The sequence below is a fragment of the Bacteroides sp. AF39-11AC genome (assembly GCF_003474285.1).
Lineage (GTDB): Bacteria > Bacteroidota > Bacteroidia > Bacteroidales > Bacteroidaceae > Bacteroides.
In genome coordinates this window covers 64,487-84,297 of the sequence record NZ_QROH01000010.1, presented here as the reverse complement: position 1 = coordinate 84,297, position 19,811 = coordinate 64,487, and the positions used below count along the sequence as shown (strand labels likewise).

General features: G+C 45.0%; 9 protein-coding genes. All 9 read left to right on the top strand.

The genetic code is table 11. The features are described from left to right. Nucleotides 1-5 precede the first annotated feature (5 nt). The 9 genes from DW036_RS21065 to DW036_RS21025 all read left to right on the top strand — a co-directional run bounded on the left by DW036_RS21065 (nucleotide 6) and on the right by DW036_RS21025 (nucleotide 19,716). Complete coding sequence (locus tag DW036_RS21065) at nucleotides 6-2,264, top strand: sialate O-acetylesterase (RefSeq protein WP_118466054.1); 2,259 nt, start codon at nucleotides 6-8, stop codon at nucleotides 2,262-2,264. Nucleotides 2,265-2,287: 23 nt separating this feature from the next. Then, nucleotides 2,288-5,314, top strand: a complete 3,027-nt coding sequence (locus DW036_RS21060) for a DNRLRE domain-containing protein (protein ID WP_118466053.1) — start codon at nucleotides 2,288-2,290, stop codon at nucleotides 5,312-5,314. 127 nt (nucleotides 5,315-5,441) lie between these two features. Beyond that, entirely contained in the window at nucleotides 5,442-8,501 is a 3,060-nt protein-coding gene (locus DW036_RS21055) for a TonB-dependent receptor (RefSeq protein ID WP_118466052.1), read from the top strand. An 18-nt stretch (nucleotides 8,502-8,519) separates the two neighbouring features. Next, a complete protein-coding gene (locus tag DW036_RS21050) occupies nucleotides 8,520-10,124 on the top strand; it encodes a RagB/SusD family nutrient uptake outer membrane protein (RefSeq protein ID WP_118466051.1) in 1,605 nt (534 codons plus the stop codon). A gap of 42 nt (nucleotides 10,125-10,166) precedes the next feature. Continuing rightward, nucleotides 10,167-11,987 (top strand): BACON domain-containing protein, encoded by a 1,821-nt coding sequence (locus DW036_RS21045; protein ID WP_118466050.1) that lies wholly within the window; start codon nucleotides 10,167-10,169, stop codon nucleotides 11,985-11,987. A gap of 20 nt (nucleotides 11,988-12,007) precedes the next feature. Next, a complete protein-coding gene (locus DW036_RS21040) occupies nucleotides 12,008-13,558 on the top strand; it encodes a hypothetical protein (protein ID WP_118466049.1) in 1,551 nt (516 codons plus the stop codon). Between the two features lie 523 nt (nucleotides 13,559-14,081). Next, the gene (locus tag DW036_RS21035) at nucleotides 14,082-16,466 is read left to right on the top strand and encodes a DUF2264 domain-containing protein (protein ID WP_118466048.1); all 2,385 of its coding nucleotides are present in this window, start codon (nucleotides 14,082-14,084) and stop codon (nucleotides 16,464-16,466) included. A gap of 25 nt (nucleotides 16,467-16,491) precedes the next feature. Further along, entirely contained in the window at nucleotides 16,492-17,880 is a 1,389-nt protein-coding gene (locus DW036_RS21030) for a sulfatase (protein ID WP_118466047.1), read from the top strand. 30 nt (nucleotides 17,881-17,910) lie between these two features. Next, nucleotides 17,911-19,716, top strand: a complete 1,806-nt coding sequence (locus tag DW036_RS21025) for a family 43 glycosylhydrolase (protein WP_118466046.1) — start codon at nucleotides 17,911-17,913, stop codon at nucleotides 19,714-19,716. Nucleotides 19,717-19,811: the final 95 nt, after the last annotated feature.

Sequence of the window (19,811 nt, the reverse complement as noted above, 5' to 3'; positions counted from 1 at the left end):
GAACTATGAAACGCATTTTATTTTCTTTATTTTTATTTCTGACCAGCATCGTTGTTTTTGCTGGCGGCAGGTTTACGGTTGCCGGTGTTTTTACGGATCATATGGTATTGCAACGTAATGCAAACGTGAAGATCTGGGGAGAGGCGGCAGACGGTTCGCAGGTTGAAGTGTTGTTTGAAGGACACAGTCGGAAAAGTAAGGTTGTTGATGGAAAATGGATGGTCACACTAAGGACCGGAGAAGCCGGAGGACCTTATAAATTAGAAGTCATAAATGGTAATAATAAGGTTAGTTTTAGAGATGTTTTCGTAGGTGACGTATGGCTGGCGGGTGGTCAGTCAAATATGGAGTTTGCTTTGCGCAAGGTGAAGGATGCGAAGGCGGAAATCGATTTGGCTGATTATCCTCAGATACGTTATTATAAAGTACCGAGAAAATACTATCCGGAACACGAAGTGCCTGAAACATCCTGGAAGACTTGTACTCCTGAGACAGCACCGGAGTTTGCAGCTGTTGCTTACTACTTTGCGAAGAATCTGCATAGAGATTTGAATATTCCTATCGGTATCATTCAACTACCCGTAGGAGGAACGACGGTTGAGGCGTGGACGAGCCGGAAGTTGCTGTTGTCAGATAAAGACTTCCGCCCTGTCATAGAGCGTTATGATAGTATTGCTGATGCTTATCAGCCTGGAGAGTACGAGAAGATATATGACCGTTATATTAAGTCTCTGGCAGAGTATAACAAATTATCAGCAGAAAAGAAACAATACATTGGTAAACCTACGGAGCCTATGGGGAAATGGAACTTTCGTCGTCCGGTCGGTTTATCCGAAACGATGTTGAACGTTGTCAGTCCATATACTCTGAAAGGATTTATTTTCTATCAGGGAGAGTCGAATACAGCACGTGGGGCACAATATCGTAAACTGTTCCCCGCGATGATAAAGGAGTGGAGGATGTCGTGGGGGCAGGGAGATATTCCTTTCCTGTTTGTACAGTTACCTCGATTTGAAACAAAGACCCGTTACTGGAATGAGTTGCGTGAAGCGCAATACCTCACCTCACTGCATGTGAAGAATACAGGTATGGCCGTTGCTTTTGACCAGGGAAATCCCAAAGATATTCATCCGATTGTGAAAGATACAGTTGGCTGGCGCCTTGCACAGTTGGCTTTGGGTAAAGTTTATGGTAAGAAGATCGTCTATCAGGGACCTGAATTTAGAAAGAAGACGAAAACCGAAGATGGCAGTTTACTTCTGGAATTTGCGAATGTGGGTACAGGGATTATTGCCAAAGACGGTTCTTCCTCGCTTTCCGGATTTATGGTTGCCGGTAAAGACGGCCAGTTTTATCCGGCTGAAGCAGTGATTGTTGATAACAATCGGGTACGTGTAAAGAGTAATCAGGTAAATAATCCTGTAGATGTCCGTTATCTCTGGGTGAATAGTGGATACATGAATTTCTTTAATAAAGAAGGCTTTCCCGCCCTTCCCTTCCGCACGGATAAATACATGTTGGAGACGGAAGGCGTATGTGTCAACCCTGAACCGGTGATACCCCAGCTTGATCTGTTCCTTTTCATTGGCCAGTCTAACATGGCAGGACGGGGATATATTACTGATAACTATAAAGGCAGTATAAAGGATGTATACTTGCTGACTCCGAACGGTGATATGGAACCTGCAAGGAATCCTTTAAATAAGTACTCTACTATCCGCAAGCAAATAGATCTGCAAGGAGTAGGCCCGGCCTATTCTTTTGCAAAGGCCATTGCAGATAAAACGAGGCATAAACTTGGATTAGTGGTTAATGCACGCGGAGGGAGTTCCATAAACTCATGGTTGAAAGGAGCTAAGGATGATTATTATGGAGAAGCTTTGTCACGTATACGCCAAGCCATGAAGTACGGAACGTTGAAAGCAATTATCTGGCATCAGGGCGAAGCCGATAGCCGGAATCCGGAAGCGTATATGGCGAAGTTACAAAAGTTGGTTGCCGATTTGCGGGAAGATTTGGGAGATACAAAGCTCCCCGTTATTGTGGGAGAGATTGCCGAATGGCGGGTGAATGGGACTTCGGATGCGTTTAATAAGATGTTGCGTACGGTTCCCCGGCATATTCCCTATTCCTATTGTGTGTCATCCCGGGAATTGGTGCCCCTGATCAATGAAAATGACCCTCATTTTAGTGCTGACAGTCAGATAATCCTTGGTAGGAGATATGCTGAAGCGGTTTATAAAGCCTGTTACTCTAAAGAATAGAAATACCCATTAAAAGATAATTTATGAGCTTGAAGAAACAACTATTTTTAGTCTGTGGTGCTATTGTCATGCCCTTTTTGGGGCTACATGCAGATAATGTCAATGTAGCATTACACAAACCGGTCACTGCCTCATCGCAGCAGGAAGAGTTTCCGGCATCCAATGTGACGGATGGAATCGTTTCGCGTAAATCTACCTGGATGAGTGGTAAAAGTGCGCGTCCACCCCATACACTGGATATTAATCTTGAGAGATATTATAATATAAACCGGGTTGTTATCTATACGGGAATTCCGGATGTCGAACAAACAGAGCAGGAGAAAGGAAAAGCACCGGGATTCTGGTCGGTGAAGAATTTTAAGATTCAATACTGGGATGATGCCAACTGGACGGACCTGCCGGATACGGAATGCACGGAGAACAGGTTGGATAAGCTTGAGTTCACCTTTCATCCGGAGCTGCTCACTTTTCAGATTCGTCTGGTATCTACCGATGGTGAACCGATCCGTATTAATGAGTTTGAAGTATACGGTAAGGAGAAGGCGGGTATGCCGATTCCTGTTACTACAGGTGAAGCTCCAAGAGTTTCCCAGGAACCTTTGGAAAAGGAAATGCAGGTGACGGTGGCTAAAGAAATCATTGGTAAGTCCATGAAATACGTGGCTTACAATCAAGGATATTATTTACCGGGAAGTAATGTTTCCGGTTGGCTTGAATACTCTAATGTGAACAGTTTGCGCGTATGGACTTCTCTGAACGATTATATTCCCCAGTCCGTTGTGCTGCATGATAAAGAGCTTTCCACATTGGAGGATTTTGAGTCCTACAAGAATGAGTTGCGAAACAATCCGGAGCATAACCGTTTCATTCAATGGGAACCTATCCTGGCGAAGTGTGGGGAAGCACATTTCTCTACCAATTCCATGGTATTCGAATACACGTTGAAAGAATTGAAACGTCTGAATATCGATGCTATTCTTCAGATAAATTCCACCGATTTTGATGGAACGTGGAGTAATAAATGGAAGCAGTGGCAGCGTTTCTATGCATTGGCTTTTTATGCGGCTAAGACGGGAGATGTAACCATGTACGCCATGCACAACGAACCGAATCATCGCCATGCCGGACCAATGAAGATCACCCAGTATGTAGATGCCATGAAAATAGTTTCGGATGCTGTTTATTGTGCCGTGCAGGATGTGAATAGGCTGTATGGGAAGAATCTGAAATCACGTTTTGTGAGTCCGGTTACAGCGGGTTCCAATACAAACTGGTGGGCCGAAGTCGTGAAGAATCTGCGTATAGACTATCGCGGCTTGCCTTCGGACAGGGATTTGATAGATGTATTCTCTACCCACTCTTATAATCTTCCGGCAGCAGGTTATGCGTCCAAGGTTTCTGATATAAGAAAGATTATAGTGGAAAATCATCCTTTGAAACAACCGCTTCCGATCGTTTATACGGAAACAGGGCGTTGGATGAATGCATATCTGATCGATAAGGAAGAAACGATGGATTCTCCTTCCTTGTTCACAGAATGGGCCGGCGAATATACAAACAATACGTTCAATCAAGGGTATGGAATGTGGGCTTTTAAGTTTGCCAATACTACCAGCGGAACATATCCGCGTGGAATTAAGTCAGGACATCACTTTATCTGGCAAGGCAAACGGATTGTGGAGGATGCCTATACCAATGTGGCATTGGGTAAGAAAGCAATGGACTTGACTTCATCTCGCCCGGTAGCGGTGAAAGTAGTAACCGATGGTAATAAGACAGATGCTTCCATGTGGGTGTCTCCGGATACGGATACAGAGAAATACCTGGAAATAAGTCTGGGAAAAAGCACCTTATTGGGTGGGGCTGTAGTCTATACGGGTTCGGCATATGGAGTTTATACGGCTCCCGACCGCGTGAAGAATTTTCGTTTGCAGTATTGGGACGGTACCGGATGGGCGGATATAAAAGAGACCGTTGAGAAAGATGCACGTTATGCGCAATCCTTTTTTCTGTTCGATGCTCCTGTAACTACTTCCAAAGTCCGCTTTGTTGCAACGGATAAGGGGAGTATCAAAGTGAGGGAAATAAAACTGTTTGATGCGGAGTCCGTCAAGGAGATTCCTTCCTCTTTTGATATAAGTGGCATTCAGCGTACGGGTGAAGTTGTTCGCCTGTTTGCAAAAGGGTTTAAGGATGAACGTCCGTTGCTGAATACAGTGAAGTCGGTTGCTGATAATGATGTGGATGCGATAACTTCCTTTAACCCGGAAGAAATGAGATATTATGTATGGCTGGTACAACGGAAACTCTCTTCAAACCATCTCACACTGGACCTGAAGTCGCTGAACCTTTCGGTAGGAACCAAGGTGATTGCTGAGGAAGTAAGTGCAAATGCTTATGGTGAAGTAGTCTGGATAAAAGAAACCTCAGAAGAAGGACAGCTTTCGTTTGAACTTCCTGCCCAGAGTGTAATGCTCCTTACCATTCCTATCTGTTCCAATGCTGCAAGTACACTGGTGGCAACGGCGGATGCAACCGTTAAGGCCGGGGCAAATAGTGAGAAAAACTTTGGTAAAGCCAAAGTGATGAATATAGAAATGAATGCTTCCCGAGCCAATGGCAATCAGGTTAGCTATCTCAAGTTCGACTTGTCGGGTATGAATAAAGAGGAAATGAATGCCGCTATACTCCGGCTGTATGGCAATTCGTCAACCAAATCTCCCTATCGCTTCCATGTCTACGCGCTGGATAATAGTAATTGGGATGAAAGTACCCTGAACTGGAAGAATGCCCCCAATCTGGAAAAAGACCAGGTGCGCGTAACCGATGTAGGTAATACGGCACATGTAGCCGGTGAGATAGTTGTGACTGAAACAGCATCCTGGCATCAACTGGATGTCACTTCATTGATACGCAAATGCCGGCAGCCGGAAATTACATTTGTGTTGATCAGGGAAGTCCGCCAATTGGGAGATGATTCTGATAATAATAAGAATAGTTCCTTCGGAACCAGAGAATCTGTGAATAAACCAGCTCTGATAGTGTGGTAAGCGGAAAAGATTTATTTCGTTCGTACGATTGTGCTTTCTTTCCGTATGATTTTTAGATTCCGATTCTGTGTTTTTTGTGAATTTTGTCTTGTTCCTTTATTAGTAATATATAAATCTAATGTATTAAATGAAAAACTGTTGTTTTAAACTAATCTTATCGGTTGTATTTCTATTGATTATGGCCGATGTACATGCGCTGAACGTGCGGGTAACAGGTGTTGTGTCTGATACGCAAGGTCCGTTGATTGGCGTGAATGTTCGCGTGAAAGATTCTGCAACTGGTGTGATTACCGATATAAACGGTAAATATTCTCTTGAGGTACCTTCGAATTCTACACTCGTGTTTTCGTATATCGGCTATCTGAACCAGGAGCATAAGGTAGGTAATAAAGGTGTTATTAATGTAGTTATGGTAGAGGATACCAAGCAACTGGAAGAAGTTGTAGTCGTGGGCTATGGTTATCAGCGGAAAAGTGATGTCGCTACTTCTGTAGCTTCGGTTAAGACGGATGAACTGAAAAGTTACCCGGCAGGAAACGTAGCTGATATGCTTCGTGGACGCGTGGCCGGTGTTAATGTAACAAGTTCATCGGGAAGACCGGGTTCCAATCCTAATATTACGGTTCGTGGTAACCGTTCTATCAGTGCATCCAATACTCCTTTGTATGTTATCGATGGTTCTATTTCAGACAGTGAAGAGTTCAGTACGCTGAGTGCGGAGAACATCGAGTCCATTGAGATTCTGAAAGATGCCGCTTCGCAGGCTATCTATGGTGCCCGTGCCAGCGATGGTGTTATCCTGGTGACAACGAAACGTGGTAGCCAGGGTAAGATGGAGGTAAGTTATAACGGATATGTAGGTATACAGTCTTTATGGCGCAACTTCGATTTCTATTCACCCGAAGAATATGTAATGCTGCGGCGTGAAGCAAAAGCCAATGATAAAGGTGTGATTGATGCACGCGAAATATCCATTGCCGAAGCTTTGGGAGACGATGTCATGCAGCAAGTGTGGGCAAGCGGGCAATTTATAGATTGGGAGAAAGAGATGTTGAAGAATGCACTTTATCACAATCATGATGTAACGTTGCGCGGCGGAAATGATAAGATACGGATGGCTGCCGGTGTCAATTACTTCGATCAGGACGGAATGGTAACCACCGGTTCCGGCTATCAGAAGGCAGCTTTTCGCCTGAATGTGGATTATAACATTAATAAGTGGATCAGCCTCGGTGTAAACTCGTCTTATGCTCTTACCAAATCCGATCGTGAAGACGGTAGTTTCAGTGAGTTTATTACCCGTACTCCGATTGCACAGATTTATAATGAAGATGGTAGCTATTCACGCTATATTAATTCTAATAATGATGTCAACCCGTTCTATAGAGCGGAAAACTATAAACGTGAGATTTCCACCAATAGTTACCGTTTGAATGTCTTTCTGGAGCTGAAACCTTTCAAAGGGTTCAATTACCGCCTGAATACATCGCTCTATAACAGAGAACAGGAAGATGGCGAAGCAAAAGGAGTGAATTATCCGGGTGGTGGAGCTACGGCTAAACTGACCGACAGGGAAGACAGAAGTTATCTGATTGAGAACATCTTTACATACAATGTCCCTATTAAAGACCAGAAGCACAAACTGACGATTACCGCAGTACAGTCCGTAGACCATAAGCAGACAAAGCAGTTGGGCTATGCTACCGACCAATTACCGGTGGATATGGATTGGAACTTCATCGCAAACGGTCAGTTTACAGGTTCTCCCATACGTTCCTTTACCGAGAATAACCTGGTTTCTTTCATGGGACGTGCTTCTTATGTCCTGATGGATAGATATATTATGAATGTTGCAGTCAGAAGAGACGGCTCCAGTCGTTTCGGAAAGAATAACAAATGGGGTACATTCCCGTCTGTAGCCCTTGCATGGCGTGTGAATCAGGAGAAGTTCCTTCAGAATGCAACCTGGATCGATAATCTGAAACTACGCTTGAGTTATGGTATTGTAGGTAATCAGAACGGTATTGGTAATTATACGACTCTTGGTCTGACTGACCAACTCAGATATGAGTTTGGCGATAATTCCTATATGGGTTATCTTCCCGGAGCAGAACTTACCAATCCTAACCTGAAGTGGGAGCAATCCAGAACCGTCAACATGGGCTTGGACTTTGGTTTGTTCCGAAACAGACTGTCGGGTACCATTGAGTATTATAAAACCCGGACTACCGATTTGCTTGTTTATCGCGGATTGAATTCAGCCTTAGGTTACGAAAAGATGCTTGATAATCTGGGAGAAACGAAGTCGAGCGGTATTGATATCAGTATTAGCGGTGACGTTATCCGTGCGAAGGATTTCACATGGAGTCTGGGAGCTAACTTCAGCCAGTATTCCAATGAGATCGTGAAGATTGACGATCAGGTGGATGAGAATGGAAAACCGTTGAGCCAGCCCGGAAACAACTGGTTTGTAGGTAAACCTATCAATGTATATTACAATTATGAACCGGACGGTATTTATCAATACGCAGATTTTGATATTACCCGTGATGCCTATGGTAAACTGACATATACCTTGAAACCGACCATTGATACGGATGGAGACGGTATACCCGACAAAGTCCTGGAACGTCAGGATGCAGTGGCACCGGGTTCCGTGAAAGTGAAAGATCTGAATGGTGACGGAAAGATTACGGCAGACGACCGTACCCCCATCTCCAAAGACCCGGACTTTACCCTGTCATTGAATACAAGTCTTAAATGGAAAGGCTTCGACTTCTTTATGGATTGGTATGGAGTGTCCGGGCGCAAGATTCAGAACGCCTATCTCTCAGAATCAAACAGTGGTGGTTCATTACAGGGAAAATTGAACGGTGTGAAGGTGAATTACTGGACTCCGTTTAATCCTTCAAACGACTTCCCGCGTCCTACCCATAATTCGAATGTGACGTATCAGAGTGCCTTGGCCATACAAGATGCCTCTTACATCCGTTTGCGTACTTTGCAACTGGGATATACATTTCCTACCGCCTGGATTAAGAAAATCCAGCTTCAGAAGTTAAGAGTATATGCAACCGCTACGAATCTTCTTACGTTCACAGACTTCCTGTCGTATAGCCCGGAGTTGACTCCCGGTGCATATCCTGAGTCAAGACAGTTTGTGTTTGGAGTAAATTTGTCATTCTAATTATTAAAGACCGAAAAAATGAAGAAAAGATTATATATAGCAGCTTTAGCAATTGCAGCAATTGCGACGTTGCCTTCCTGTGAAGACTTTCTTAATCCTGAATCGAAGACGGATATCACTTACAACTATCTGATAGGTACTCCCGATGGTCTGAGCCGCGCCGTGATAGGATTATACAATATGGAGAGACAGATAGCCAATGGAGATGGAGGTAACCTGTACGTCGTAAATATGTGTGACTATAACACGGACATCATGGTATTCCGTGCCGGAACAAGTGCAGCTATTGCTCGTCTCAATACGCTATTGCCTAACAATGCTGATGTCGAATCATTCTGGACACACCATTATTCCATTATAGGCAAAGCCAATGAAATCATTGTAAGCGCCGAGAACCTGGGGCTTGATGACGAAGTTGTCCATAAGGCATGGGCTGAGGCTAAGTTCTTCCGCGGACATGCATACTTTGAACTATGGAAACGTTTTGAACGTCTCTATTTGAATACACTTCCTACTATGGTAGATAATCTGGTGCGTGACTATAAACCGGCATCTACGGAAGAAGTATTCACTCTGATTAAAGGTGACCTGGAAGATGCAATAGCCACCCTTGCTTGGGACATCCCGAATAAGGACTATGGACGTATCACTAAGGCAACTGCCAAACATGTGAGAGCGCAGGTAGCCATGTGGGAAAAGGACTATGATAAAGCAATAAAAGAGTGTGAGGATATCTTTAGGGATGGCACGATGTACTCCATGATGCCGAAGACGGAAGATGTTTTCAGCGGGGCGGATTTGCGTAACTCCGAAGTGCTGTGGTCCTACCAATTCTCAGAGAACCTGGGAGGTGGCGGAAGCGGTACTCCATTGATGGGACACCGTCTTGCCATTATTACCACTACCCGCTATCAGTCTAATGCCGGATGTACCTTTGAAGCAGCCCAGGGTGGTTACGGTTGGGGACGTGTTTATCCGAATACTTACTTGTTCGGTCTGTATGATAAAGCAAAGGATACCCGCTATGAAAAGCTCTTTATCCACAAGTTCTATTACAATGATCCCACTAATGTCAATTATGGCAAAGAGATACCAGCCGATTTGTATGGCAGTTCTGCCGGATATCTGGAGAAACTGCATCCGATGTCAAAGAAGCATTTTGACCAATGGACCAATGCTACACAGCCTGACAGGACTTCCAGTTTCAAGGACCTGATTGTTTACCGTCTGGCAGAGACCTACCTGATGTGTTGTGAGGCTTACTTCCATCGCGACGGCGGTTCGAGTTCCGAAGCCATTGAATACTATAACAAGACGTGGAGCAGGGCAGGTAATGCCCGTGAGAACGGTCCGCTTACCCTTGATATGATTCTGGATGAATATGCCCGTGAACTGCACTTCGAAGGAGTACGCTGGCCATTGTTGAAACGTCTTGGACTCCTCTATGACCGGGCTCGTGAACACTCGGGCGACTTGAAGTCGGAAGACCCATATCTGGATACCGATTATGCCTTGTGTCGTGATTACTTCGTGAAAGGCAAACACGAAATATGGCCTATACCACAGAAACAGATAGACCTGATGGGAGCAGAGAACTTCCCGCAGAGCGATCCGTGGAAATAGGAGAGTTGACTTTAAATTATAAATTAAAAACAGAATCATAATATGAAAAAACTAACTCTGGTTTCATTGATTTTGAGTATGATACTGATTTCATGTAAAGAGCGTGGAGAAGTGCGTATCATGCCGGAATTTAATTATGACCAAACCACTATAAACATATCGAAGAATGAAGGTTCTTCTGCAACGGCTCTTATTTATACGACGGAGGGTGAGGTTACCGCTGAGTATACGGCAGACTGGCTCTCGGTAGATGTGAATCCGAAACGTGCCATTTATAAAGCTACGGCTACCAATGAAACAGGTGAACCGCGTTCGACTGTCGTGAAGTTGGTTTCCGGAGAGTTCTCTGTAGATGTAACAGTGACTCAATCAGATAAAGATGCTTCGGAAGAGAAGGCTTTGAAAGTGGGACAAGTGACAGAAGACGGACTCGGTATGATATTCTGGGTTGACCCGTCTGATCCGGAATCCGGAAAGGCTATCTCACTGGAACGTTGGGGTGGCAATCCGTATGAAGCATCTATCATGTCACATGGCGCCCTGTCGGCAGTAGATGGCCCGGCGAATACAGCCCTGTTTGTAAATGCAGGCCCTAATGATGCTGCCGCCTTGTGTACAGCATTGGGAGAAGGTTGGTATTTACCGGCATCCAATGAATTGCTCGATTTGTTTGACGCATACAATGGTATCGGCCATGAAGACCCGGCATTCACCAATGCAGTGCCTGCCAGTATCAGCGATACGGAAAAGGCAGCCCGTGCCATGTTCGACCAGTACCTGACCGATTTGGGTGGAGCGGTTATAAATGCAGCGGCTGATACGGGCAATGGTGAAAGCTACTGGGCAAGTACGGAAAGTGAAGATGGGCAGAAAGCAAGATACGTCCGTTTCGGTAAGTATGGACTTGACTTTGGTGCCAAGACTGGTACAAGCCGCTTTGTACGTGCCATGAAAGTGATAGGTAACTATAAGTTCCCCGAAGAACCTGCCACACTGACCGTTACCCCTACCCAGGTTGGACTGACCAGTGAAGCCGGTGCCACGGCAGAGTCTACCGTAACTACGAATAAGAGTTCGTATACGGTAACCATTGAAGGTGATGGTTCCACATGGCTTTCCGTAAGCAAGGCAGAAAACAAGATTACATTCACCGCTTTGTCGGAGAATACCACGGATGGTTCGCGTACGGCGACTGTGACCGTCGTAGCCGGTTCCGGTGAAGGCCGGGCTACGGCTACCATTACCGTAAGCCAGCAGAAAGCTATAGCTGTGGAACCTTTCACAATAGGTGAGTATGTGACGAAAGATGGAGATACGGAACTTGCTGAAGGCGGTATTGTGTTCTGGGTGGATCCGGCAGATCCTTCCAAAGCTAAGATTGTGTCCCTTAAGCGGGAGAGCCTGAAGTGGACAAACGGATTTGCCGATGGTTTTGGTGTAACGGATGGTGAAGATGGATATGCCAATACGCAGACCATAGCACAGAGCGAACATGCAGCAGACATTCCGGCAATACAATATTGCAAGGAGAGGGGTGAAGGCTGGTATTGGCCGGCAAAAGACGAACTGGTAGCTTTATATGATGCCTACAACGGAAATCATAGTTCGAGCCTGCTTCCCGGTCAGCTCCCGGCGGAAGAACAGGCAGCACGTGCTGCGTTCGATAAAATATTCACCGATCATGGTGGTGTGATCCTGAATACCATGGGAGATACGGAGAATGGTGATAGCTATTGGGCAAGTACGGAGACTACCGACGGTAAGAAAGCTTGCTATATACGTTTTGGTAAATATGTCAGTACCAATAACGCCAAGACCGGAAGTGCGCGTTATGTTCGTTGTGTGAGAAGTGTTTCCAAATAAAATCTTTAAAGGCAAATATCATGAAAATAAAATCATTTTATATAACGGCATCCTTTGCGTGTCTGTTTATGTTGACTTCATGTGTAGACTATGAAGTGAAAGATCCTAACTTCATGCCGCCGGACGTTGTTCTGGACGAGGGTGACGATGATGAGATTATAGAGGGGTTGCCGACTCCCGGAGAGATGCAGGCTTACAGTCCTTCACTTCTGGGTAAACCGTACCGCCCGATCAAAGTGAAGTATTCGAGCCAGTTTCCACCGGTTGCCAGCTGGACTGAAGCGAATACCCGCATCGTGGCTTATATGGGCGAGTATAAACCAAGCATAAAAACAGAGAGTGACTATAAGGCTATTACCAATAAATATGGTAGCCTTACCACAGGTGCCAAGCAACAAGCCACAGGACGCTTTTATGTGAAGAAAGTCAACGGTCGTTGGTGGATTATCGATCCCGAAGGATACCCTCACTATGAAAGAAGTGTGACTTCCCTCAGATATGGTTCTTCTTCGCGTAATAAAGAAGCTTGGAATAAGCGCTTTGGTAATGATAATATGTGGTTGTCGAAGACACAGGCAGAACTGGCCTCTATCGGCTTTCATGGCACCGGTGCTTTCTGTACCAATACATATAGTAAAATTCAGACGCATAATCAAAGTAATCCCAATGCACCTATGACTCTTGCACCTTCGTTCGGCTTCCTCAGCCAGTTCAGGTCGCAGAACGGGCATGCCTATCCGGGAAATACTTCCGATAATGAACTGGGACTTGTGTTGTACAGTGATTGGGCGGAGTTCTGTAAGACTTATATCCGTTCGGCCATGGCATCTTATTTGAATGATGCGAATGTATTGGGCTTCTTTTCGGATAATGAGATAAACTTCTCTTCGCAGAATTCAAGAATACTGGATCGCTTCTTGCAACTGACCGACCGGACAGATGTCGCCTACCTGGAAGCTAAGAAGTTTATGGAAGAGAAGAATGCAACAAGTGTGACCGATAATCTGAATAGCGAATTTGCCGGCAGACTGGCCGAACTCTATTACAAGGGAGTCAAGGAAGCCATTAAAGAGATCGATCCGGGAATGATGTACCTGGGAACCCGTCTGCATGGAACACCGAAATATCTGCAACATGTAGTGGCTGCTGCGGGCAAGTATTGCGATATCATCTCTATCAATTACTATAGCCGTTGGAGTCCGGAGCTGACTACCTATGTGAAGCAGTGGGGTGAAGATTGGGCGGATGCTCCCTTTATGGTTACTGAGTTTTATACAAAGGGTGTGGAAGATTCTGACCTGAACAACCAGTCGGGTGCCGGATTCTCTGTTCCCACTCAGAATGACAGGGCGTACGCATACCAGCATTTCACTTTGGGTTTGCTGGAAGCCAAGAATTGCGTCGGCTGGCATTGGTTCAAGTATCAGGATGATGATGGTACGGACAATAGCAGTAAGCCCGCTAATAAAGGGGTTTATGATAACTATTACGAGATGTATCCCTATCTGAGTAAGTTCATGAAGGAAGTAAATTACAATGTTTACAACCTTATTGAGTATTTTGATAAATAAACAGATTTATCAGATTGACATTTTGAATTTCTAAAGCCCCGGGAGTCTCTGCTTTGCAGCCCGGGGAGAGGAGGTTTGCAAATTCGCGAATGAAAATCTATATTTGTCAGATTATGAGTTGGATATATAAATACGTACAACTCTAAAAAACGGGAAATTGCTTGTTCGGGCTCTTTGACTATAAGGCTTTTGCAGAATATATGCTTCTTTGGTACAGAAACTATATATCTAATGTGCAGGAACTATATATCTGACGCGTTGGAACTATATATCTGATACGTCAGAACTATAGATGCAATCTGCAGAATATAGAGTTCCTGTACATAGAATATGTATAACGGACGTATATTATGCAATATGCCGCATTTATATTCAAAGACGGGAGGCGCTGATGGCCTGTTTTGTCTTTCCGAATAAAATGCATAGTAAGACAAAAGCCTGTTTTCCTCTCTTTTTGTAAAGACAAATGGGAAATACCGATATTAATGAGAAATAAAACAAATAAATATAAACCTTTAAAAGGATGATGATGAGAAACGGAAAGAAAGTTTTAGTTATAGGTTTGGTTCTGTTGGCAGGATTCACCTCTTCGGCATCGGCAGTGACAAAAGGTATGAAAAAGGTTGTTGAGGATGCGCTCGACTTCTCTGTCAGACAGTCAATGTCCATGTTCGGTGAGATGAAAGACCAGAAAGGCATATTGCCCAGAACAGCGAAGGATGGAGAGATGATTACCTGCGATTCTGGTTGGTGGACAAGTGGTTTCTATCCCGGTACGTTATGGTATTGTTATGAGTATAGCAATGATCCGCAGGTGAGGGCAGCCGCCGAAGAAATGACTTCGCGTGTGGAAAAGCAGAAGTATACGACCAGCAATCACGATGTTGGTTTTATCATCAATTGCAGTTTCGGCAATGGCTACCGCCTTACCCGTAATGAAGCTTACAGGGAAGTGATAGAGACTGCGGCCAAATCCTTATCCACCCGCTTCCATCCGGTGACGGGTTGCACCCGCTCGTGGAACAGCAAGAAATGGCAGTTCTCCGTAATCATTGATAACATGATGAATCTGGAGCTTTTTACGGTAGCCTCATCCATGACGGGAGATAATTCTTACTATAATAAAGCAAAATCTCATGCCGACCGTACAATGATCAATCATTTCCGTCCGGACGGCAGTTCATGCCATGTGGTCAGCTATGATACGATTACAGGAAAGGTGCTGAATCAGGTGACACATCAGGGGGTAAACGACCAGTCCGCCTGGTCGCGTGGACAGGCATGGGGATTGTATGGATTTACCATGATGTATCGTCAGACGGGTAAGAAAGAGTATCTGGACCATGCTGTTAAAGTCGGTAAGTACATTATGAATCACCCGCGTTTGCCTAAAGATAAAATCCCTTACTGGGACTTTGATGCTCCCGACATTCCGAAAGCTGATAGAGATGCTTCGGCCGGTGCCATTATGGCTTCGGCTTATGTGGAGCTGAGTACTTATGTAGAAGGCGAACTGGGCAAGCAATTCCTTGCAATAGGTGAACAGCAGATAAAGTCGTTGGCTTCTCCGGCCTATCGTGCCAGGAAAGTGGGCGATAACAATCATTTTATCATTAAGCATTGCACTGGTTTCATGGCAAAGCAGTATGAGATAGATGCTCCATTGACGTATGCCGATTATTATTTTGTAGAGGCTTTGCTTCGCTATAAGAATTTGTTGGAAGGGCGTCCGGTAGTTGAGACGATTACGGCTTTCTCTGAAAATCCGGATCGTTCCGCCTGGTTGAGTTCACTCCATCGTATCTCTTATCCGTTGCTGGCGAATATGGCGAAAGGTGAACTTCGTAAAAATATGCCGGTTGAATCTATCGCCGCCGATATGCAGAAAAGAAGAGAAGTGACACATCTGGAAGCTTTAGGCAGACTGATTACAGGAATTTCGGCTTGGCTGGAACTGGGGCCCGACAATACGATAGAAGGTAAACTGCGTGCCAGGTACATCGATCTGGCTTTAAAGTCGATTGCCAATGGAGTTGATCCGGAATCGCCCGACTACCTGAACTTCAATAACGGACGTCAACCCTTGGTGGATGCCGCTTTCCTGGCTCACGGATTATTGAGAGCCCGTACACAACTGTGGGATAAACTGGATAAGACCACTCAGGAACGGGTAATCAAAGAGCTCAAATCATCGAGAGTGATAAAACCTTCCGAAACCAATTGGCTGTTTTTCTCGGCAATGGTGGAGGCTGCCTTAAAGGAATTTACCGGCGAGTGGGAGTATGACCGGGTGAAATATGCCTGTGACCGCTTTGAACAATGGTATAAGGGAGATGGTTGGTACGGTGACGGGGCCGAATTCCATCTGGACTATTACAATAGTTTCGTTATCCACCCGATGATGGCGGAAGTGCTGGGTGTGATGAAGAAATACCAGATAGAAGGTGCCATACCTTACGAACTTGAACTCGAACGCTATGCCCGCTACGCAGAGCAACAGGAAAGAATAATTTCTCCCGAAGGGACTTTCCCGATAGTGGGTCGTTCATTGGCTTACCGCTTCGGAGCTTTCCATGCCTTGTCCGACGTTGCTTACCGGAAATTGCTTCCGGAAAGAGTGAAACCTGCACAAGTGAGATGTGCACTGACAGCAATTATCAATCGGCAGACACAAGCTCCCGGAACATTCAACCCCGAAGGATGGCTGCGGGTGGGCTTTGCCGGCTATCAGCCTCATATTGGAGAGAGTTATATTTCAACAGGTAGCTTGTACTTGTGCTCTGCCGTGTTTGTAGCCCTCGGTTTACCGGAATCAGATGAGTTTTGGGCTTCGCCTGCAGCAGACTGGACTTGCAAGAAAGGATGGGCAGGCGTCGATCTGGATGTGGACAAGGCTTTGAAGAAATAAGGATGAATTCTAAGAAGAATTGCTTATGAAGAAATTAGCAAGTGTCGTGTTGTATGGATGTGGCATTTCATTGTTTGCTTCCTCTTGTGTGCAGAAAGCTGAAGAAAAGAAGCTGAATGTCCTTTTCATCATGACCGACCAGCAGAGATATGATATGCTGAGTTGCGCAGGCAATCGCTATGTCAATACCCCTTCACTGGACCGTCTGGCAGAGAATGGTGTCAGGTTTGAGCATAATTATTGTGCAAATCCTGTATCGATGCCGTCACGTTTTGCAATGGCAACGGGGCGTTATGCCGGTGAAATAGGTTATACAAATAACTCTACCAAGCCGGATACTTTAAGGGTCTTGCCTGTTGCCCGTGAAAGTTCGGTTGGGAATCTTTTCCGTAATGCCGGCTATCAGACAGTCTATTCCGGTTACCCAGGCTTTTATTGTGGAAGGACTCACATGGAGGAGTATGGTTTTACCCAGAATGGTACGGATTATTACGAGGGTCCTGCCGATTTTGCCGAGAACTTTTTTGCTGGTTATGATCCGGCTCAGGATGCCCCTTTTTTCCTATACCTCTCTTTCATGAATCCTCATGATATTTGTTATGGGGCAGGTTTTGATCCGAGATTTCCCGATGAACTGCGTCCTCATCAGATAGCTGCTACGCAGAAGTATATAGATTTGCGTAAAACACTAAGTGATGAAGAATATCGTGCACAGATACCTCCGGTACCTGCCAATGTGGAACCTAACGGGACATATGCAGAAATGAAGGAAATCGGTTCCGGTTCCCGTGACTGGACAGAAGGGCAGTGGGACTTTTATCGCTGGATGTACTGCCGGCTTGTAGAAGATGTGGAACAACAGATCGGACGTATCCTGACTGCGTTGGAAAACTCTGGTCTGGCAGATCATACGATCGTCGTCTTTACTTCAGATCATGGAGAGATGGGACAGTCGCACGGTCTTGTTTTTAAAAGCCGTTTGCTTGAAGAAGCTACCCGTACACCGCTTATTATTTCCGGTCCGGGAGTGAAGAAAGGAGTTGTAGACTCAAAAAGCCTGACTAGCGGAATTGATCTGGTACCTACGCTATGTGACCTGGTAGGAATTCCCGTACCAGAGAACTTGTCCGGCAAGTCACTGAAATCGGTTCTGACGGGGCAAACGGATAAGATTGATCGTGAATATATTATCGTAGAGTCTAGTTCAGGCTATCAGATTAATGACGGACGTTATAAGTATACGGCCTTTACGCGTGGAGATAAGGAAGCGTCTTTGATGGATATCCTGGCTGATCCTGGCGAAATGTCCGATAAAGTTGCTGATCTAGCTTATGTAGCAGAGAAAGAACGCTTACACGGTTTATTGATGAAGGAAATTAAAAAAATAACAGAACAGGTTCCGGCAGAGAAATAAGCCGGAAGCTCTATTAATCTCAGTATTGGCATGAAAAATAAATTATCCCTCTTATTGGTGTCTTTTTTTCTCTTCTCCTGTGCGGAGAACAAACAGGTAACGGAACAGCAGACTACGTTTTGTAATCCGATGAATCTGGATTACGGCTGGGGATGTTTCCAGAAGAGAGAGAAGAAAGCCCGTACGGCTGCCGATCCGGTAATCGTATTGTTCAAAGACAAATATTATCTCTTTACTACAATGGATATCGGCGGTTATCGTGTATCCGACGACTTGATTACATGGAAGGATGTCTATTTTAATCCGGAGATACATGCATCTGCCCTTGATATTGACCATTATGTGGCACCTGCTGTAGCTGCGGATGATAATTATGTCTATTTTATAAACTTTACCCGCGACCGTTCCAAGAAGAAAGTGGACGTGATTCGTTCTGCTGACCCGGAAAATGGGAAATGGGAAAAATGCGGTGAGGTACGGCGTATGGCCGATCCTTGTCTGTTTATTGATGATGGGCGCTTTTATTTCTATTATGGGCTGGGTGCAGAACAATCTACCACTTTCTTTGAAGTGAATCCCGAGACTTTTGAGGAAATAGAAGGTACGAAGAAGGTGCTCCGTGAATATATCACGGACGTTAAAGAGTGCACTTCCGGTTATCACTTCGGGCGCAGAGAACTGTATGATGAAATAGACGCTTCTGCCTGGATGGGTAAGTTCGAGAAGATACCTTGCCCTGAGGGTGCCTGGATTGTGAAGAACAATGATAAGTATTACCTGCAATATGCCACACCGGGAACCATTTGTAACTGGTATTGCGATATCGTTATGGAGAGTGACAGCGCGAATGGAGGTTTTGTTGAACAGCCTTACAATCCTGTTTCGTTGAAGGTAGGTGGTTTTATTGGTGGGGCAGGCCATAGTTGTGTATTCAAAGATAAGTATGGTAACTGGTGGCAGGCAACTTCCATGTGGATTGGTAACCACGATGAATTTGAGAGAAGAATCGGATTGTTTCCGGTATCATTTGATGCGAAAGGGCGGATGAGAACTCATACCGTATTGGGTGATTATCCGATGCTATTGCCTCAGAAGAAGTTTGAGCCACAGGATATCTCTGCTTTCGGCTGGATGCTCCAGTCTTTCAATAAAGCTTGTATGGCTTCTTCTTCGCTTCCGGGCTTTGAACCGGAGAAAGCAGCGGATGAGAATGTCAGGACATGGTGGTCGGCAGAAAGCGGTAATGCAGGTGAGCATTTCGTAATGAACTTTGGTAAGAAAGTGCAGATTAATTCTGTTCAGATCAACTTTGCCGAACAGGATATAAATCCGGAAGCTCCCAAAGAGACAGACTATCATGCCTATAAACTGTATACTTCGAACGATGGGCATACCTGGAAGCTGCTTGCTGATAAGTCCGGAAACAAAACAGCGGTTCCTCATGAATATCTGGAACTCTCCGAACCTGTAGAGGCTTCTTATATGAAGGTGGAGAATGTGCATACTCCCAAAGAAGGTAAATTTGCACTGTTGGATTTGCGGGTATTCGGTTCTGGTTATTCGGATAAGCCCGGACAGGTGAAAGAACTTTCTGTGAAAAGAAACCAGGAAGATGAAAGATACGCCTCGCTTGCCTGGAATAAAGTATCCGGTGCCGACGGTTATTTGGTTCGCTTTGGGTATCAGCCCGACTTCCTGAATCAATGTATTCAGGTGAAGGGAAATGAAACCACTGAACTTTTGCTGCATATTCTCACTAAAGGCGTGAAGTATTATTATTGTGTGGATACCTATAATGATAGTGGAATTACGGAAGGTAATGCTATTTCGGAGTAGGGCTTAGAAGTGTAATCCAGCCTGTTTTATTTGAGAACGAGATATTGGAATTGGAGAAATATGAAAAAAAAACTGTTTTTTCTGCAACCAAACTT